Raw genomic sequence first — 16,157 nt, forward strand, 5'->3', positions numbered from 1 at the left:
CTTCTCCTTAGCTGCCGCGGCGAGGCCACACAAGCATCTGCTTAGGCCGGTCCCTCGCTGCGGAGTTTGTGTTGCCGGCCACTATCTTTCGAAGTTCGATTAGAAAAGGCCCCCTCAACACCATGCGCAACGCACAGCAGGCATCAGGCATGCCGATCTCGAAGTACACCCCGTTCCACGAGCAGATCGCCGTCGATCTGCCGGACCGGACCTGGCCGGACAAACGCATCACCAAGGCACCGCGCTGGTGCGCCGTGGATCTGCGGGACGGCAACCAGGCGCTGATCGACCCGATGACCCCCGAGCGCAAGCACAAGATGTTTGACCTGCTCGTCAGAATGGGCTTCAAGGAAATTGAGGTCGGGTTCCCGTCCGCCTCCCAGCTGGACTTCGACTTTGTCCGCCAGCTGATCGAAGGGGACAGGATCCCCGATGACGTCACCATCCAGGTCCTGACCCAGTCCCGGGAACATTTGATCGAGCGCACCTACGAGTCCCTCGAAGGCGCCGACCGCGCGATCGTCCACCTCTACAACTCCACTTCCGTGCTGCAGCGGCGGGTCGTGTTCAACACCGACCGAGACGGCATCGTGGACATCGCCCTCTCCGGCGCCCGGCTGTGCAAGAAGTATGAAGAGCAGCTGCGTGGAATCGACCTGACCTACGAATACTCGCCCGAGTCCTACACCGGCACCGAGCTGGATTTCGCCGCCCGTATTTCCGACGCCGTAGCCGAGGTCCTGGAAGCTTCGCCGGACCGGCAGATGATCCTGAACCTGCCGGCGACGGTGGAGATGACCACCCCGAACGTCTACGCCGACTCCATTGAATGGATGCACCGCAACCTGGTCAGCCGCGATTCGGTCATCCTGTCCCTGCACCCGCACAATGACCGCGGAACCGGGGTGGCGGCCGCCGAGCTGGGCTACCTGGCCGGTGCCGACCGCATTGAAGGCTGCCTCTTCGGCAACGGGGAACGGACCGGCAACGTGGACCTGGTGACCCTGGGCATGAACATGTTCAGCCAGGGCATTGATCCGCAGCTGGACTTTTCCGACATGGACGAGATCCGCCGCACGGTGGAGTACTGCAACCAGCTGCCCGTTCCCGAACGTTCCCCCTACGGCGGCGACCTGGTCTTCACCGCTTTCTCCGGCTCGCACCAGGACGCCATCAAAAAGGGCTTCGAGGCCATGGAAAAGGACGCCGCGGCCGAGGGTAAGACGGTGGACGAAATTCCGTGGGCCGTGCCGTACCTGCCCATCGACCCGAAGGACATCGGCCGCAGCTACGAAGCCGTGATCCGGGTCAATTCGCAGTCCGGCAAGGGCGGGGTTGCCTACCTGCTCAAGCACGAACACAACCTGGACCTGCCCCGCCGCGCGCAGATCGAGTTCTCCGGCGTCATCCAGCGCCGCACCGACACAGCAGGCGGCGAGATCACCGGCGCGGAGCTGTGGAAGGTCTTCCAGGACGAATACCTGCCGCACACTCCGGACTCCGACGGCGAGGCGTGGGGACACTACGAACTGACCTCCGTGAATGCCGATACCCCCGCGGACGGACGTTTCAACCTGACGGCAACCCTGAGTGCGAACGGCGTATCGCAGCGGCGGATGGCCAGCGGTACCGGCCCCATCGCGGCGCTGCTGGAAATCCTGGGCCAGGACGGCATCGATGTCCGGCTGCTGGATTACACCGAGCACGCCCTCTCCGCCAGCGGAAACGCACACGCCGCAGCCTACGTGGAACTGGCAGTGGGGGAGCGGGTGCTGTGGGGCGTCGGTATTGACGCCAACACCACCATGTCCGCCCTGAAAGCGGTCATTTCGGCAGTCAACCGGGCCATCCGCGACCGGGCCTGACCACTATCGGGGCGCGCCCGGACGGCAACGGTCCGCCGGGCGCCCCGGACGTGGGAAAATAGCAGCGTGGCAAAATCCTTTGCATCCCGCACCTACCGGGATGACGCAGTGGTCCTGCGCACGCACAAGCTGGGCGAGGCTGACCGCATCCTGGTCCTTCTGACCCGGGAACACGGTCAGGTACGCGCCGTGGCAAAAGGCGTGCGGCGGACCTCCAGCAAGTTCGGTGCCCGGCTGGAACCTTTTATGGTGGCGGAGCTGCAGCTCTCGCACGGCCGGAACCTGGACATCGTCACCCAGGCGCAGACCAAGGGAGCCTACGGACACGGGATCGTGGCCGACTATGCCCGCTATACCGCCGCGGCCGCCGTCGCCGAAACAGCGGAACGCCTCACCGACATTGACGGTGATTCCGCGAAGGCGCACTACCAGCTGGTCATCGGAGCGTTCGCCGCGCTCAGCCGTGGCGCGCACGCTCCGGAACTGATCCTGGACTCCTACCTGCTGCGGGCCCTGGCCACCGCCGGCTGGGCGCCGAGCTTCACGGACTGCGCCCGCTGCGGTGCCCCCGGGCCGCACACGGCGTTCTCGGCACCGCTGGGCGGGGCCGTCTGCGCAGCCTGCCGTCCTCCCGGCTCGGCGTCGCCGTCACCGGAAACCATGACCCTGCTGGCGGCGCTGCTCAGCGGAGACTGGAGCACTGCCGACGCCTCGGGCCCGCAGCCGCGGCACGAGTCCGCCGGGCTGGTGGCCGGTTATCTTCAGTGGCACCTGGAACGGGTGCTGCGATCCCTTCAACATGTGGAGCGTGTCTGACTTTGCGTTCGAAATCCGCTGCCGGCGTGCCGGCCGCCGCCCCCGGCTATCCCGCGCCCCACCCGTCCGGCGCCGTCCCGCCGCAGGTCCCGGCCGAACTGGTGCCGGCCCATGTCGCCATTGTGATGGACGGCAACGGCCGCTGGGCCAACCAGCGGGGACTGCCCCGTACCGAGGGGCACCGTGCGGGCGAAGCAGCCCTGCTGGACGTGATGGCCGGCGCCATCGAAATGGGCATCCGGCACGTGTCCGTCTACGCCTTCTCCACGGAGAACTGGAAGCGTTCACCCGAAGAGGTCCGCTTCCTCATGGGCTTCAGCCGTGACGTGCTGCGCCGGCAGAGGGACCAGCTGAACGAATGGGGAGTGCGGATCCGCTGGTCCGGCCGCCGCCCGCGGCTCTGGCAGAGCGTCGTTAGGGAACTGAAAACCGCGGAAGAGGTCACTCGGGAGAACACCGTGTGCACCCTGAACATGTGCGTGAACTACGGGGGCCGGGCGGAGATTGCCGATGCCGTGGCCGCGATCGCCGCTGACGTGCAGAAGGGCCGGCTGCGCCCGGGGTCCATTAGCGAGAAAACCATCCAGAAGTACCTGGACGAGCCGGACCTGCCGGATGTTGACCTGTTCCTGCGGACCTCGGGGGAGCAGCGTTTTTCCAACTTCATGCTGTGGCAGTCCGCGTACGCCGAAATGGTTTTTATGGACACCCTCTGGCCGGATGTGGACCGCCGTACCCTGTGGGAGGCCGTGGAGATCTACGCCAGGCGGGACCGGCGGTACGGAGGTGCGGTGGACAAAGCATCCACCGGCGCATCCTGACTAGCGCATAAACGCGCCGGCCCAGCGTGCCAGTCCCGCATACACGCGGGTGCGGACCGGAAGAGCTGAAAGCAGCGTGTCATGCAGGGCGCCGTCATACCGGAACACGGTGACCTCCGGGCCCAGCAACAGTCCGCGCTGGACCATCAGAGTCACGTCCAGCACGCTGTCGGTCCGGAGCATCAGGGGATTCCAGACCGGCGCGATCGTGGAGGCAGCGGATGCCAGCAGCAGGATCGGCACCTGGATATCCAGGCCGCGGGCCACTTGGGCATGCCCGGCCAGCACCGCTTTGATCCAGCCGGCGCGGACCGGAAAGCTGAACGGCGGGCGCCAAGCTGGATTTACGTTCCACTCACCCTCCATCTCGGCGCTGATACTCCGGTAGTAGAAGCCGAACTCCGGAATTTTCAGCCGCGCCCGCGGGCGCCGGCGGGCCATGGGTTCCAGCAGGCCATTCGTCGCGAAGCGAAGCATGGCGCTGCCGCTGATTTCCAGCCATGGACTGTTCAGGATCAGGGCCCTGATCCGCCCCGGGTGCCGGTTGGCCCACAGTGCGGCCACCAGCCCGCCCGTTGAGTGGGCCATCAGCGTGGTCCGCACGCCGGTGTCCGGGCCGAAACGGTCCCTGAGATCTGTTTCCATGGCGGTCAGGGCAGCCTCCAGGTCAGCGTCATATTCCTGCAGGTCTGCGACATAACCCTCGGACTGCCCGGGGCGAAGGCTCCGGCCGTACTTGCGCAGGTCTACGGCGTAGAACGCCACGCCCTGCACCGCCCAGAAGCGGGCCAGTTCCGCTTGGAAGAAATAGTCGCTCCATCCGTGGAGGTAGAGCACAGCATCCACGCCGCCGTCGGAGCGGACAGGCAGGATGGCCGCCTGCTCGGCCGGCGGGACATAGGAGACGAGGGTGGCTACGACCGGTCCTTCCTCGTCCTCGCCCAGATCCAGGGTCAAGCTGCGGAATCCGTCGCCGAGAATGTCCGGAATCCAGTCCGCCTTCGTCTCACCCATGGTTTCGAGAATAGTCGACGTGCGTCGGAGAAACGGTGCGGGGTTTGGCAGCGGGTCCGGGGTCTGGAATCTTTAAGACATGCGCATTTATCCTGCCTTTTTCCGGCTCGTATTCTCCGGGATGGACCCCGAGCGTGCCCACAAGATTGGTTTCACGCTGATCCGCACCGCCGCACGAACCCCCGCCGGACCCGTGATGCGGAGGCTGATGCGCCCGTCCCCGAAACTGCGGACGCAGGCTTTCGGAATTGACTTCCCCTCCCCGTTCGGCCTGGCGGCCGGGTTCGACAAGGAGGGTTCGGGCATCGCCGCGCTCTCCAACCTGGGTTTTGGGCATGTTGAGGTGGGTACCGTGACAGCCCAGGCCCAGCCGGGAAACCCGAAACCGCGGCTGTTCCGTCTGGTCCAGGACCGCGCCGTGATCAACCGGATGGGGTTCAACAACGACGGCGCGGCCAAGGTGGCACCCCGGCTCGCCTCAGCCCGGGCCGCCCTGGAACGAACCTACGGTCCGGGGCGTCCGGTGATCGGCGTCAACATTGGCAAAACCAAGAAGGTGGACCTGGCGGATGCCGTGGAGGATTATCTGCTCAGCGCCCGGCAGCTCGCACCGCAGGCGGACTACCTTGTGGTCAACGTCAGTTCTCCGAACACGCCCGGGCTGCGGCTGCTGCAGGACATTGACTCGCTGCGCCCGCTCCTGACCCGGGTACGGGAAGCTGCGGATGAAGCAGCCGGCCGGCATGTTCCCCTGCTGGTTAAGATAGCCCCGGACCTCACCGATGAGGATATCGACGACGTCGCCGGCCTGGCCCTGTCCCTGCAGCTCGACGGCGTCATTGCCACCAACACCACCGTCACCCGGGAGAACCTGGTGACGGATCCGGAAACGGTGACTGCCTGCGGGGTCGGCGGACTCAGCGGCGCCCCGCTGAAACAGCGTTCACTCGACGTCCTGCGCCGGCTGCACAGCAGGCTGGGCGCCGACGGCCCGGCCATCGTCTCCGTCGGGGGAGTGGAGACGGCCGCGGACGTGAGGGAGCGCCTCAATGCCGGGGCCACCCTCGTGCAGGGATACACGGCGTTCCTCTACGAAGGACCCTTCTGGGCCGCGCGGATCAACCGCGGTCTGGCCCGCTCCCGGTAAGCGGGGGAGGGCATCCGGTAGGACCCCCGTAGGGACTCGGTACGGGAGGCCGCAAAAGCCGCATCAGCGGCAAAAACGGCACAGAAAAGGGACCGCCGGGCGGCGGTCCCTTTTTCGCGGTCAGGATCCGGGCTATGCCGGGATCAGGACGGGTACTGGCCCCTGCCGACCTGCGGCTTCGGCAAACGGAAGCGGCGCAGCTGGAGGGAGCGGGAGACGCCGTACCAGACATCCCCGGGATTGGGGGCGCCGAACTTGGCGGTCAGGCGCTTCCGGATCTGGCGGCGCAGCATAAAACTGTCGGCGATGACCAGCAGGATGAGGACCCAGAAAGCCGCCATCACAAACAGCTGGACATCGATGTTCTGGATGAAGCTGAACAGCACGAACACCAGGGCGGCAATCATGATGAACTCGCCAATGTTCCACCGGGCATCCACGATGTCGCGGACGAAGCGGCGGTTGGGCCCCTTGTCACGGAGCGGCAGGTAGCGCTCCTCACCGGTGTCCAGTGCGCGGCGGGTCTTCAGGCGTTCCTCGCGCAGGGCCTCGCGGTTGGCTGCCTTGGCGGCCTTCCGGTCATCGGGTACCAGCGGGCGGCGGCGGGCGGCTTCCTGGTCCTTGCGGCGGGGCGTGGGCGCACCCTTGCCGACCCGTTCCGTTGCACCGGCTTGTGCGGCGGCTGCCTGGTCCACAGTTTCCTGCGCGGTGGGCGCTTCATTCTTTCGTCCAAACACACCCCAAGGATACCGCGAATGATCCGCCGGAAACTCCCTGTGTCTTCCGCCGGGAGCGGGGCAAAAGCCCGGCCCGCTCCCGGCGGAAGGAAGACCGGCCGCTTCAAGCGGAACAGAGGGCGGATGTAGGGTTTTGGCTATGACTTCCAACCCCGCTCCAGAACACGATTCGTCAGCAGACGTGCACGAGGACTCCCTGCGTGCCAGCGTGGCGGCAGACTTCCCCCGCACCGTTGAACAGCTCAAGTCGCTGGTCAGCATCCCGGGCATTGCCTGGGACTCCTTCGACCCCGAGCACCTCAACCGCAGCGCCGCCGCGGTTGCCGACCTCGTGAGGGAGGCCGGCATCGATGATGTGCAGGTGCTGCGCGTGGATAACAACGGCACTCCCGGCGGGCCCGCCGTCGTCGCCCGCCGCCCCGCCCGCGACGGCGCACCGACCGTCCTGCTGTACGCCCACCATGACGTCCAGCCGCCCGGAGACCCCGACCTGTGGGAGTCCGATCCCTTCACGGCAGTGGAACGCAACGGGCGCCTCTACGGGCGGGGCGCCGCGGACGACAAGGCCGGCATCATGGCCCACATCGGTGCCCTCCGGGCCCTGACCGATGTCCTGGGGGAGGACTCGCCCGTCGGCGTCACCCTCTTCATCGAGGGCGAGGAAGAAGCGGGATCACCCACTTTCCGCACCTTCCTCGAGACCTACCAGGACCTGCTGCGCGCGGATGTCATCGTGGTCGCTGATTCAGGCAACTGGAAGGTGGGTGTTCCTGCCCTGACCACCAGCCTGCGCGGGCTGGTGGACGGCACCGTGGAGGTCCAGGTCCTGGACCACGCCGTGCATTCGGGCATGTTCGGCGGTCCGGTGCTCGATGCGCCCACCCTGCTTGCCCGGCTGATCGCCACGTTCCACAACGACGCCGGCGACGTCGCCATCGAGGGCCTGGTCTCCGGCGACGACGCCGCAGTGGAGTACCAGGAAGCAGATTTCCGAGCGGATTCCTCGGTGCTGGACGGCGTCCGGCTGGCCGGCACTGGGTCGATTGCCTCCCGGCTGTGGACCAAGCCCGCCCTTTCCATCATCGGCATCGACGTCCCGACCGTGGCGATGTCCTCCAACACCATCCAGCCGAAGGCACGGGCCAAGTTCAGTCTCCGCCTCGCACCCGGCCAGAGCCCCGAGGCTGCCATGGCGGCCGTCGAGGCCCACGTGCAGGCCAACGCGCCGTTCGGTGCCAAGGTGACGTTCACACCGGGGGAGCAGGGCAATGCCTTCGCCACCGATACCAGCGCCAGCGCGGCGCGCACCGCGCTCTGGGCACTGGAGCGGGCCTGGGGCGTGGAACCGGTGGAGTCCGGAATGGGCGGCTCCATTCCGTTCATTGCGGACCTGGTCGAGGTTTTCCCTGCAGCGCAGATCCTGATCACCGGTGTTGAAGACCCGGATTCCCGGGCGCACAGCGCCAATGAGTCGCTGGACCTGAACGACTTCCGCAATGCCATCCTGGCCGAAGCGCTGCTGCTCGCCCGCCTGGGTTCACGGCAGGGCTAGAAATTGCCTGTGAACAGATGCCGGGCGGGAATTGTTTCCTGCCCGGCATCTGTTAGATCGATGGGGACCACCGGACGTACCATTGAGACACTGGCCGCGGTCCGCGGCAGGCGCGACGGCCTGCCGCACGGACGGCCAGCTGAGGAAAGAGAGAAACTATGAGCGTTTCCACGAGCGAAAACAAGACCGCTGCGGCAGAGGCAGAACTGCCCACGCACGAAGTACTGCTCTCGGATGTGGCCGCCCAGAAGGTCCGAAGCCTGCTGGAGCAGGAAGGCCGCACCGACCTCCGCCTCCGGGTGGCGGTGCAGCCCGGAGGCTGCTCGGGACTCATCTACCAGCTGTACTTTGACGAGCGCGTCCTTGACGGCGACGCCGTCCGGGACTTCGACGGCGTTGAGGTCATTGTGGACAAGATGAGCGTTCCGTACCTTTCCGGCGCTTCGATCGACTTCGAAGACACCATTTCGAAGCAGGGGTTCACCATCGACAACCCCAACGCCGGAGGTTCATGCGCCTGTGGAGATTCCTTCCACTAAGACGCAAAAGGCTGACGGCCCGTAACAGCAGAGCTTTTTTTGCCCGGCGCGGCGGCGATCTGTCACTGGATCGCCGCCCGTACGGGTAAGCTCTACACGTAGTAGTAAAACTAATGTCCGTCACCGGGAACTTTTTTGTCTCCGGCCGGACAGCACTTGCACGCAACAAGAGGAAGGGCCGTCTGTGAGTTCGCAGGACCGAACCAGCAGCCGACGCGCCAGGATCTTAAAGATCTCAGCCGTAACGTCGGCCGGCGCGTTGTTTTTATCGGGGTGTACATCTGATGTCCAGAAGGGCTGGCTGCCTACGGACCGCGACACCACTAACCACACCGGCCGCATCATGGACCTTTGGGTCAACTCATGGATCGCCGCACTGGCAGTAGGTGTCCTCACCTGGGCGCTTCTGCTGTGGTGCATGGTGGCGTACCGCCGCCGGAAGAATGAGACGGGTTACCCCCGCCAGCTCAGCTACAACCTGCCGCTGGAAATCTTCTACACGGTGATCCCCCTGTTCATGGTTTTGGTGCTGTTCTACTTCACCAACCAGGACATCCAAGCCATTAACGAGCGCAGCGATGACCCGGACAAGGTCGTCATCGACGTCCGTGCCAAGCAGTGGTCCTGGGACTTCAACTACGTCAATGAAGACAAGTACAGCCAGGGCGTCCAGGTAAACCTCGACGGCCAGGAAGTCACGCAGGATAAGTTCCCGACGCTGGTGCTGCCGGTCGACAAGACCATCGAACTGCAGCTGAACACCCGCGACGTGCAGCACTCCTTCTGGGTGCCTGCCTTCCTGCAGAAGATGGACGTCTACCCGGGCCGCACCAACTACATCACCCTCGAAACCGGCAAGATCGGAACCTTCGACGGCAAGTGCGCCGAGCTCTGCGGCGAGTACCACTCCGAAATGCTCTTCAACGTCGACGTTGTCTCGGAAGACGATTACAACAAGTACGTTGCCGGCCTGCCCGACGGACAGGTCACGGGCGAGTACGACCGCATGTACAACTCAGAATCAAGCGAAGTAAGGAGGTAGGAGGACGCTATGACTACTCTCGAATACACTTCGGAAGATTCCGGCACCAAGGTTGCACCACGCGTAGTACCCGTCTCCAAGGGACGCATTGTCGTCAACTGGATCACCTCCACTGACCACAAGACGATCGGGTACATGTACCTGATTGCCTCATTTATTTTCTTCTGCCTCGCAGGCGTGATGGCCCTGGTCATCCGCGCGGAGCTGTTTGAACCCGGTATGCAGATCCTGCAGACCAAGGAACAGTACAACCAGCTGTTCACGATGCACGGCACCGTGATGCTGCTGATGTTCGCCACCCCGCTGTTCTCCGGGTTTGCCAACGTCATCATGCCCCTGCAGATCGGCGCACCGGACGTTGCCTTCCCGCGCCTGAACGCCCTGGCCTTCTGGTTTTTCCTCTTTGGCAGCACCATCGCGGTGGCCGGCTTCATCACCCCGCAGGGTGCCGCGTCCTTCGGCTGGTTCGCTTACGCGCCGCTGTCGAACACGACGTTCTCCCCGGGTGTCGGCGGTGACCTCTGGGTCTTCGGCCTGGCACTCTCCGGCTTCGGCACCATCCTGGGTGCGGTCAACTTCATCACCACCATCATCTGCATGCGTGCCCCGGGCATGACCATGTGGCGGATGCCGATCTTCACCTGGAACACCCTGGTCACCGCCATCCTGGTGCTCATGGCCTTCCCGCCCCTGGCAGCGGCACTGTTCGCGCTCGGTGCGGACCGCCGGTTCGGTGCAATGATCTTCGACCCCGAGCGCGGCGGTGCCATCCTGTGGCAGCACCTGTTCTGGTTCTTCGGCCACCCCGAGGTGTACATCATCGCGCTGCCGTTCTTCGGCATCGTTTCGGAAATCTTCCCGGTCTTCAGCCGCAAGCCGATCTTCGGCTACAAGGGCCTGGTGTACGCCACCATCGCCATTGCCGCCCTCTCCGTGACCGTGTGGGCCCACCACATGTACGTCACCGGTGCGGTTATGCTGCCGTTCTTCGCCTTCATGACCATGCTGATCGCCGTGCCTACCGGCGTGAAGTTCTTCAACTGGATCGGCACCATGTGGCGGGGGTCCATCACGTTTGAGACCCCCATGCTCTGGAGCATCGGCTTCCTGATCACCTTCCTCTTCGGTGGTCTGACCGGCATCATCCTTTCCTCCCCGCCGCTGGACTTCCACGTCTCGGACACTTACTTCGTGGTGGCACACTTCCACTACGTCATCTTCGGCACCGTGGTCTTCGCAATGTTCGCCGGCTTCTACTTCTGGTGGCCCAAGTGGACCGGCAAGATGCTCAACGAACGCCTCGGCAAGATCCACTTCTGGCTCCTGTTCGTCGGCTTCCACGGCACCTTCCTGATCCAGCACTGGCTGGGCGTGCTCGGCATGCCGCGCCGCTACGCGGACTACCTGGTGGAGGATAACTTCACCGCCATGAACCAGTTCTCTACCATCGCCTCCTTCGTGCTGGCCGCCTCGATGATCCCGTTCTTCTGGAACGTGTACATCACCTGGCGCCACGGCAAGAAGGTGGAAGTGGATGACCCGTGGGGCTTCGGCGGATCACTTGAGTGGGCCACGTCCTGCCCGCCGCCGCGCCACAACTTCACCTCGCTGCCCCGCATCCGTTCGGAGCGTCCGGCACTGGACCTGCACCACCCCGAACTGCAGCAGCACGTAACTGACGAATCAGCCGCGGCCAAGGTCTTCGGCCCCGGCGACCGGGAGGAAAAGGTCAAATGAAAGTAGAGACTAAGCTCTTCGCTTACATGGCGCCGTTCTTCCTGGTGGTCGGTGTGGTCTACGGCTACCTGGTGGAATGGACGGAGCCCGTAGGTTACCTCGCGCTCTTCCTGACCGCAGGCATGTCCGGCATGATCGCCTACTACATCGGCTTCACCGGCAAGCGTGTCGGGCCGCGTCCCGAGGACCGGCTGGATGCTGAAATCCACGAAGGCTCCGGAGAACAGGGCTTCTTCAGCCCCTGGAGCTGGTGGCCGCTGCTGCTCGGTCTTGCCGCAGCAACCGGATTCCTCGGCATGGCAGTGGGCTGGTGGATCCTGTACATCGGTGCAGGCCTTGCCATCGTCGCCCTGGTCGGCTGGGTCTTCGAATACAGCCGCGGAAACCACGCGCACTAGGTTCAGCGGCAACGCTTAGCCCATAAGAAGAAGGACCCGCAGGTAACTGCGGGTCCTTCTTCTTTGTTTTTCTACGGTGCGCTTTTATCCGGCTACGGCGTGTTTTTGTCCGGCTATGTGCTCCCACACGGTATTGCCGCCCGGCGCCCCCCTGCTGCATGACCGTGCCCCGGGACTGTGTGTAGGGTGCTCCTATGCCCCAGCGCCTTATGCTCCTTGATACCGCCTCCCTCTACTTCCGCGCCTTCCACGGCATTCCGGAGACCATCCGGCGCGAGGACGGCACTCCGGTAAACGCTGTCCGTGGCCTGCTGGACATGGTTGCCCGCCTCGTCGCCGAGTTCCGTCCCACCCATATGGTGGCCTGCTGGGACAACGACTGGCGGCCCGGCTGGCGGGTGGAGCTGGTACCCACTTACAAGCAGCACCGCTTATCTGCTGCAGGTCCTGCCGGTACCGAGGAGGTCCCTCCGGGCTTGAACGCACAAGTACCACTGATCCGGGAGCTCCTGACCGAGGCCGGAATCGCCGTCGTGGGCTGCGACGGATACGAGGCTGACGACGTCATCGGCACTTACGCCGAAACCTCCCAGATGCCTACGGACGTGGTCACGGGGGACCGGGACCTGTTCCAACTGATTGATGACGAGCGGCAGATCCGTGTGCTGAATACAGCACGGGGGATGAAGAACCTCGAGGTGATGGACGAGCAATCGGTGGTGGCCAAATACCGGGTCCTTCCCATCCAATATGCCGATTACGCAACACTTCGCGGCGACCCGTCAGACGGCCTTCCCGGCGTGTCCGGGATCGGCGAGAAGACGGCTGCCTCCCTGCTGGGCGAGTACGGCACGCTGCAGGGCCTTCTGGACGCCGCCGCGGACGCGGGGGGCGAAGTGTCGGCCCCCGTCCGCGCACGCCTCAGCGCAGCCCGTGACTATCTTTCCGTGGCGCCGAGGGTGGTCCGTGTGGCACAGGATCTGTCCGTACCGCCTCTTGCCGGTGCGCGGCTGCATGCACCGGCGGGGGAGACGAGGGCCCGGCTGGAGACGCGGGCCGAACAGTGGAACGTCGAGGGCCCCATGAAGCGGTTTTTACAGGCGCTGGAAGGTGCTGCAGGCTGACGCGCAGCACGCAAACGGGCAGGCGGTCCCGGCAGGAAGCAGCGTGTCCGTACCGGTATTCTTAGACGGCACTAGTTTTCCCGGCGGAAGGGACGAAGCGGAACAATGCGAAGAATCGGAACCAGGGCCCGCGCAGGAGTTTTCCTGTGAGCAACCGGCGCCTCCGGCTGCTGGCCGAAGAAATTGAGGCCGGCACGGGCGTTGCCAAGCATGTCCAGCTACAGGGCATCCTGCGCCGGTTCGTGGAAACGCATTCCCGTCCAGGCGATATCATCCCGTCCGAACGGGAACTGTCCGAACACTTCTCTGTGGCCCGCATGACCATTCGGCAGGCAGTCGATGCCCTTGTCGCTGACGGGGTCCTGGAACGCGTGGTAGGCCTGGGCACGTTTGTCGCACGCCCCAAAATGGATCTTCAGGTCCAGCTCACCTCCTACTCCGAGGAAATGCACCGGCGCGGAATGGTGCCCGATGCGCATGTCCTCAGCTTTGAGCAGGTGGGCGCGTCACAGCTGGTCGCCAGGGAACTGCAGATTGAGCCCGGACAGGCCGTGGTCCGGTTCCGCCGGCAGCTCCTCGCAGACGGAGAGCCCATGAGCGTTGACGAGAACTTCATTCCGGCGCACTACGTGCCGGGGATCCTGGAGGAGGAGCCGCCGACCTCGTTGTACAACGTCCTGAGCGAACGGTACGGCCTGGTGATGGAGTGGGGCGAGGACACGATCGAAGCCACTGCGGCGTCGGCCTCCATCGCGCGCCTCCTGAACGTGGAACTCGGTGCCCCTGTTCTGAAGATCCAACGGCATGCCTATGTCTCACGGGCGATGGTGGACTATTCCGTCTCCTATTACCGCGCGGACCGGTACAAGCTATGGGTGCCCCTCCAGCGCCCGGGCGTCCGCACGCCCCGTTCATATCACCCGCGCCGGCACCCAGGCTCTTAGCCGCCGGCAGCTGCGGCCAGACCGCACCGCCATCCACCCCCATCACACCCCCCCAGCACAAAGAGGACAGAGAACCATGATCACCATTCGGATGTATAAGCGCGATGACGCAGGGGTGCTGCACTTCCGCGAGGCCCTGTATGAAGAGGACGAGGGACAGCTGATGCTGACTTCGGGGCCGGTGGGCCACGAAGGCTCAGCGAAGGTCCAGCAGGTGGCCCCCGAGGCTGCGGAAGGGCTGCTCCATGCCTTTGCGGTCGCCTCGGAGGAAGACGGCTATGCCGAACTCGGGCCGGATGAACAGCACTGGGTCATCGCCCAATATGCCCTCAAGACGGCAGCGGGGACGCAGCGGGACCGCTACCTGGAGCACAAGGCCACACAGGCCATTTCCTCCTACTTCCTGTGGCGCGGGCTCGGGGAAGTGGACCACACGGAGTTCGCTCCGCGGAAACTCAACATCTACTGCCTGGTTCCGGACGTCAAGCTGGCAGTAGCGGGCCTGAAAGTCGTGCTGCGCGATCCGCTCCTGGACTTCACTAAGCTGTCCATCGGCTCCGCGCCGGTGACCGATCTTTCAGACCTGCGCATGCGCCACCCGCTTCCCGCGAAACAGCCGTTTAGCCTGGCCTAGCCAGCGATGCCGCTACGGAGCCGGCAACAGGCAAGGGAAGGGCCCGACCGGATCATCCGGTCGGGCCCTTCCCTTTGATGCTGGTCTGCCTTAGGGCAGGATCAGCGCTGTTCGATCGATGCCTGGTCGTCGGCCTTGGCCTCAACCTCGGCGGGCGACTCGTGGTGGTGTGCGTTCTCCAGCTCGGACGGCGTCACCGGGGCGACACGGTCTTCGAAGAAGAAGCGGGAGATCTTCGCACGGCGCTTTTCCTTGCGGGAGATCTTGCCGTTGGCATCCGGCTGGGCCGGAAGTGCCTTGTACGACTCGAAGTCCACCAGGCGGTAGCGCTTGTACTCGTCCAGCGGCTCGTGAACCTCGATGTACTCACCGTGCGGCAGGCGGACAATGCGGCCGCTTTCCACACCGTGGAGCACAATCTCGCGGTCCTTGCGCTGCAGCGCCAGGGCGATGCGGCGGGTAATGACGAATGCCAGTACCGGACCGACGAAGAACAGGACACGGAGCCAGTACGTTACATCGTTGAGCGAAACATGGAAGTGCGTAGCGATGAGGTCGGAGCTGGCAGCAGCCCACATAACGCTGTAGAACGTGATGCCGGCAACGCCGACTGCCGTGCGGAACGGTGCGTTGCGCGGGCGGTCCAGCAGGTTGTGCGTCCGGTAGTCCTTGGTCAGCCAGGCTTCGATCCACGGCCATGCGAAGAGCAGGGTGAAGACGAGGCCGGCCGGCACCAGTGCCGGGAGCAGCACGTTCAGTACCAGGGTGTTGTCACCCCAGGGGAACGGGATAACCCATTCGAACGGGAATGCACCCAGGAACCCGGGCATCAGGCGCAGCGCACCGTCCACCCAGCCGATGTACCAGTCAGGCTGGGTACCGGCGGAAACGGGCGACGGGTCATACGGGCCGTAGTTCCAGATCGGGTTGATCGTGAACAGGCCGGCAATGATGGCAATCACGCCGAAGACGATGAAGAAGAATCCACCGGCCTTGGCTGCGTACACCGGGCCAACGGGGTAACCGACCACGTTGTTGTTCGTGCGGCCGGGGCCGCGGAACTGGGTGTGCTTGTGAATGACGACCATAAACAGGTGCAGTGCGATCATCAGCAGGATCAGCGCGGGAACCAGCAGGATGTGCAGGACGTAGAGTCGTCCGATAATCGCGGTACCCGGGAACTCTCCTCCGAAGAGGAAGAAGCTGATGTAGGTGCCCACCACAGGGATGGACTTGATCACGCCGTCGATGATGCGCAGGCCGTTGCCGGAGAGCAGGTCATCGGGGAGGGAGTAACCGGTGAAGCCGGCTGCGAGGGAGAGGATGAGCAGCGTACCGCCCACCACCCAGTTCAGTTCGCGGGGCTTGCGGAATGCGCCGGTGAAGAACACGCGGAGCATGTGCACGGACACAGCAGCAACGAAGAGCAGTGCGGACCAGTGGTGTACCTGGCGCATAAAGAGGCCGCCGCGAACATCGAAGGAGATGTTCAGGGAGGATTCATACGCCACGGACATTTCCACGCCCCGCAGCGGTACGTAGCTTCCGGCGTAGTGCGTCTCCGCCATGGACGGATCGAAGAAGAACGTCAGGAAGGTACCGGTGAGCAGCAGGATAACGAAGCAGTACAGTGCAACTTCACCGAACATGAAGGACCAGTGGTCGGGAAAGACCTTGCGGCCGAACTCCTTGACCATGGCCGAACCGCTGACCCGGGAGTCAACGAAGTTCGTGATGCGGCCAAGACGCGTCTTGGCCTGGTACGGCGTAGCAGAGGGAACACTCAT

The 16,157-nt window shown here is 64.4% G+C and carries 15 protein-coding genes; 12 read left to right on the top strand and 3 right to left on the bottom strand.

Going from position 1 to position 16,157, the window contains the following annotated elements; all coding sequences use genetic code 11:
- Nucleotides 1–122 precede the first annotated feature (122 nt).
- The 3 genes from leuA to AC5RTS_RS00600 all read left to right on the top strand — a co-directional run bounded on the left by leuA (nt 123) and on the right by AC5RTS_RS00600 (nt 3,502).
- Nucleotides 123–1,865, top strand: coding sequence for a 2-isopropylmalate synthase (gene leuA / locus AC5RTS_RS00590; protein ID WP_493990137.1), 1,743 nt, complete (start codon nt 123–125; stop codon nt 1,863–1,865).
- A gap of 66 nt (nt 1,866–1,931) precedes the next feature.
- Complete coding sequence (recO, locus tag AC5RTS_RS00595) at nt 1,932–2,681, top strand: DNA repair protein RecO (RefSeq protein ID WP_493990138.1); 750 nt, start codon at nt 1,932–1,934, stop codon at nt 2,679–2,681.
- A gap of 2 nt (nt 2,682–2,683) precedes the next feature.
- Entirely contained in the window at nt 2,684–3,502 is an 819-nt protein-coding gene (locus AC5RTS_RS00600) for an isoprenyl transferase (protein WP_493990139.1), read from the top strand.
- On the opposite strand, the gene AC5RTS_RS00605 is transcribed toward AC5RTS_RS00600, so the two are convergent.
- A complete protein-coding gene (locus AC5RTS_RS00605; RefSeq protein WP_493990140.1) occupies nt 3,503–4,516 on the bottom strand; it encodes an alpha/beta hydrolase in 1,014 nt (337 codons plus the stop codon). It lies immediately after the preceding gene.
- 79 nt (nt 4,517–4,595) lie between these two features.
- Between AC5RTS_RS00605 and AC5RTS_RS00610 the strand changes: the two genes are divergently transcribed.
- Nucleotides 4,596–5,663: a quinone-dependent dihydroorotate dehydrogenase gene (locus tag AC5RTS_RS00610; RefSeq protein ID WP_493990141.1), complete on the top strand. Its 1,068-nt coding sequence runs from the start codon at nt 4,596–4,598 to the stop codon at nt 5,661–5,663.
- A 143-nt stretch (nt 5,664–5,806) separates the two neighbouring features.
- Here AC5RTS_RS00610 and AC5RTS_RS00615 read toward each other — a convergent pair whose 3' ends face one another.
- Nucleotides 5,807–6,400: a DUF3043 domain-containing protein gene (locus AC5RTS_RS00615; protein WP_493990142.1), complete on the bottom strand. Its 594-nt coding sequence runs from the start codon at nt 6,398–6,400 to the stop codon at nt 5,807–5,809.
- A 139-nt stretch (nt 6,401–6,539) separates the two neighbouring features.
- Between AC5RTS_RS00615 and AC5RTS_RS00620 the strand changes: the two genes are divergently transcribed.
- The 8 genes from AC5RTS_RS00620 to AC5RTS_RS00655 all read left to right on the top strand — a co-directional run bounded on the left by AC5RTS_RS00620 (nt 6,540) and on the right by AC5RTS_RS00655 (nt 14,370).
- Complete coding sequence (locus AC5RTS_RS00620) at nt 6,540–7,952, top strand: dipeptidase (protein ID WP_493990143.1); 1,413 nt, start codon at nt 6,540–6,542, stop codon at nt 7,950–7,952.
- Between the two features lie 158 nt (nt 7,953–8,110).
- A complete protein-coding gene (locus AC5RTS_RS00625) occupies nt 8,111–8,491 on the top strand; it encodes a HesB/IscA family protein (protein WP_227901813.1) in 381 nt (126 codons plus the stop codon).
- Between the two features lie 184 nt (nt 8,492–8,675).
- Nucleotides 8,676–9,533 (top strand): aa3-type cytochrome oxidase subunit II, encoded by an 858-nt coding sequence (gene ctaC, locus AC5RTS_RS00630; protein WP_493990144.1) that lies wholly within the window; start codon nt 8,676–8,678, stop codon nt 9,531–9,533.
- A gap of 9 nt (nt 9,534–9,542) precedes the next feature.
- Nucleotides 9,543–11,270, top strand: coding sequence for an aa3-type cytochrome oxidase subunit I (gene ctaD / locus AC5RTS_RS00635; RefSeq protein ID WP_493990145.1), 1,728 nt, complete (start codon nt 9,543–9,545; stop codon nt 11,268–11,270).
- Nucleotides 11,267–11,668: a cytochrome c oxidase subunit 4 gene (locus tag AC5RTS_RS00640; RefSeq protein ID WP_493990146.1), complete on the top strand. Its 402-nt coding sequence runs from the start codon at nt 11,267–11,269 to the stop codon at nt 11,666–11,668. The genes ctaD and AC5RTS_RS00640 overlap by 4 nt, the downstream gene beginning before the upstream one ends.
- 194 nt (nt 11,669–11,862) lie before the next feature.
- Entirely contained in the window at nt 11,863–12,792 is a 930-nt protein-coding gene (locus AC5RTS_RS00645; protein WP_493990147.1) for a 5'-3' exonuclease, read from the top strand.
- Nucleotides 12,793–12,959: 167 nt separating this feature from the next.
- Complete coding sequence (locus AC5RTS_RS00650; RefSeq protein WP_493990482.1) at nt 12,960–13,736, top strand: GntR family transcriptional regulator; 777 nt, start codon at nt 12,960–12,962, stop codon at nt 13,734–13,736.
- Between the two features lie 76 nt (nt 13,737–13,812).
- Nucleotides 13,813–14,370: a hypothetical protein gene (locus AC5RTS_RS00655; protein WP_493990148.1), complete on the top strand. Its 558-nt coding sequence runs from the start codon at nt 13,813–13,815 to the stop codon at nt 14,368–14,370.
- A gap of 101 nt (nt 14,371–14,471) precedes the next feature.
- Here AC5RTS_RS00655 and qcrB read toward each other — a convergent pair whose 3' ends face one another.
- Complete coding sequence (qcrB, locus tag AC5RTS_RS00660; protein WP_493990149.1) at nt 14,472–16,157, bottom strand: cytochrome bc1 complex cytochrome b subunit; 1,686 nt, start codon at nt 16,155–16,157, stop codon at nt 14,472–14,474.

Source organism: Arthrobacter sp. MDT1-49-2 (assembly GCF_059090185.1).

What these genes read in the sequence shown, in the direction of transcription:
- leuA (WP_493990137.1), top strand. Translation starts at nt 123, where the DNA reads ATGCGCAACGCACAGCAGGCATCAGGCATGCCGATCTCGAAGTACACC.
- AC5RTS_RS00605 (WP_493990140.1), bottom strand. Translation starts at nt 4,516, where the DNA reads ATGGGTGAGACGAAGGCGGACTGGATTCCGGACATTCTCGGCGACGGA.
- AC5RTS_RS00610 (WP_493990141.1), top strand. Translation starts at nt 4,596, where the DNA reads ATGCGCATTTATCCTGCCTTTTTCCGGCTCGTATTCTCCGGGATGGAC.
- AC5RTS_RS00620 (WP_493990143.1), top strand. Translation starts at nt 6,540, where the DNA reads ATGACTTCCAACCCCGCTCCAGAACACGATTCGTCAGCAGACGTGCAC.
- AC5RTS_RS00625 (WP_227901813.1), top strand. Translation starts at nt 8,111, where the DNA reads ATGAGCGTTTCCACGAGCGAAAACAAGACCGCTGCGGCAGAGGCAGAA.
- ctaD (WP_493990145.1), top strand. Translation starts at nt 9,543, where the DNA reads ATGACTACTCTCGAATACACTTCGGAAGATTCCGGCACCAAGGTTGCA.
- AC5RTS_RS00640 (WP_493990146.1), top strand. Translation starts at nt 11,267, where the DNA reads ATGAAAGTAGAGACTAAGCTCTTCGCTTACATGGCGCCGTTCTTCCTG.
- AC5RTS_RS00645 (WP_493990147.1), top strand. Translation starts at nt 11,863, where the DNA reads ATGCCCCAGCGCCTTATGCTCCTTGATACCGCCTCCCTCTACTTCCGC.
- AC5RTS_RS00655 (WP_493990148.1), top strand. Translation starts at nt 13,813, where the DNA reads ATGATCACCATTCGGATGTATAAGCGCGATGACGCAGGGGTGCTGCAC.
- qcrB (WP_493990149.1), bottom strand. Translation starts at nt 16,157, where the DNA reads ATGAGTGTTCCCTCTGCTACGCCGTACCAGGCCAAGACGCGTCTTGGC.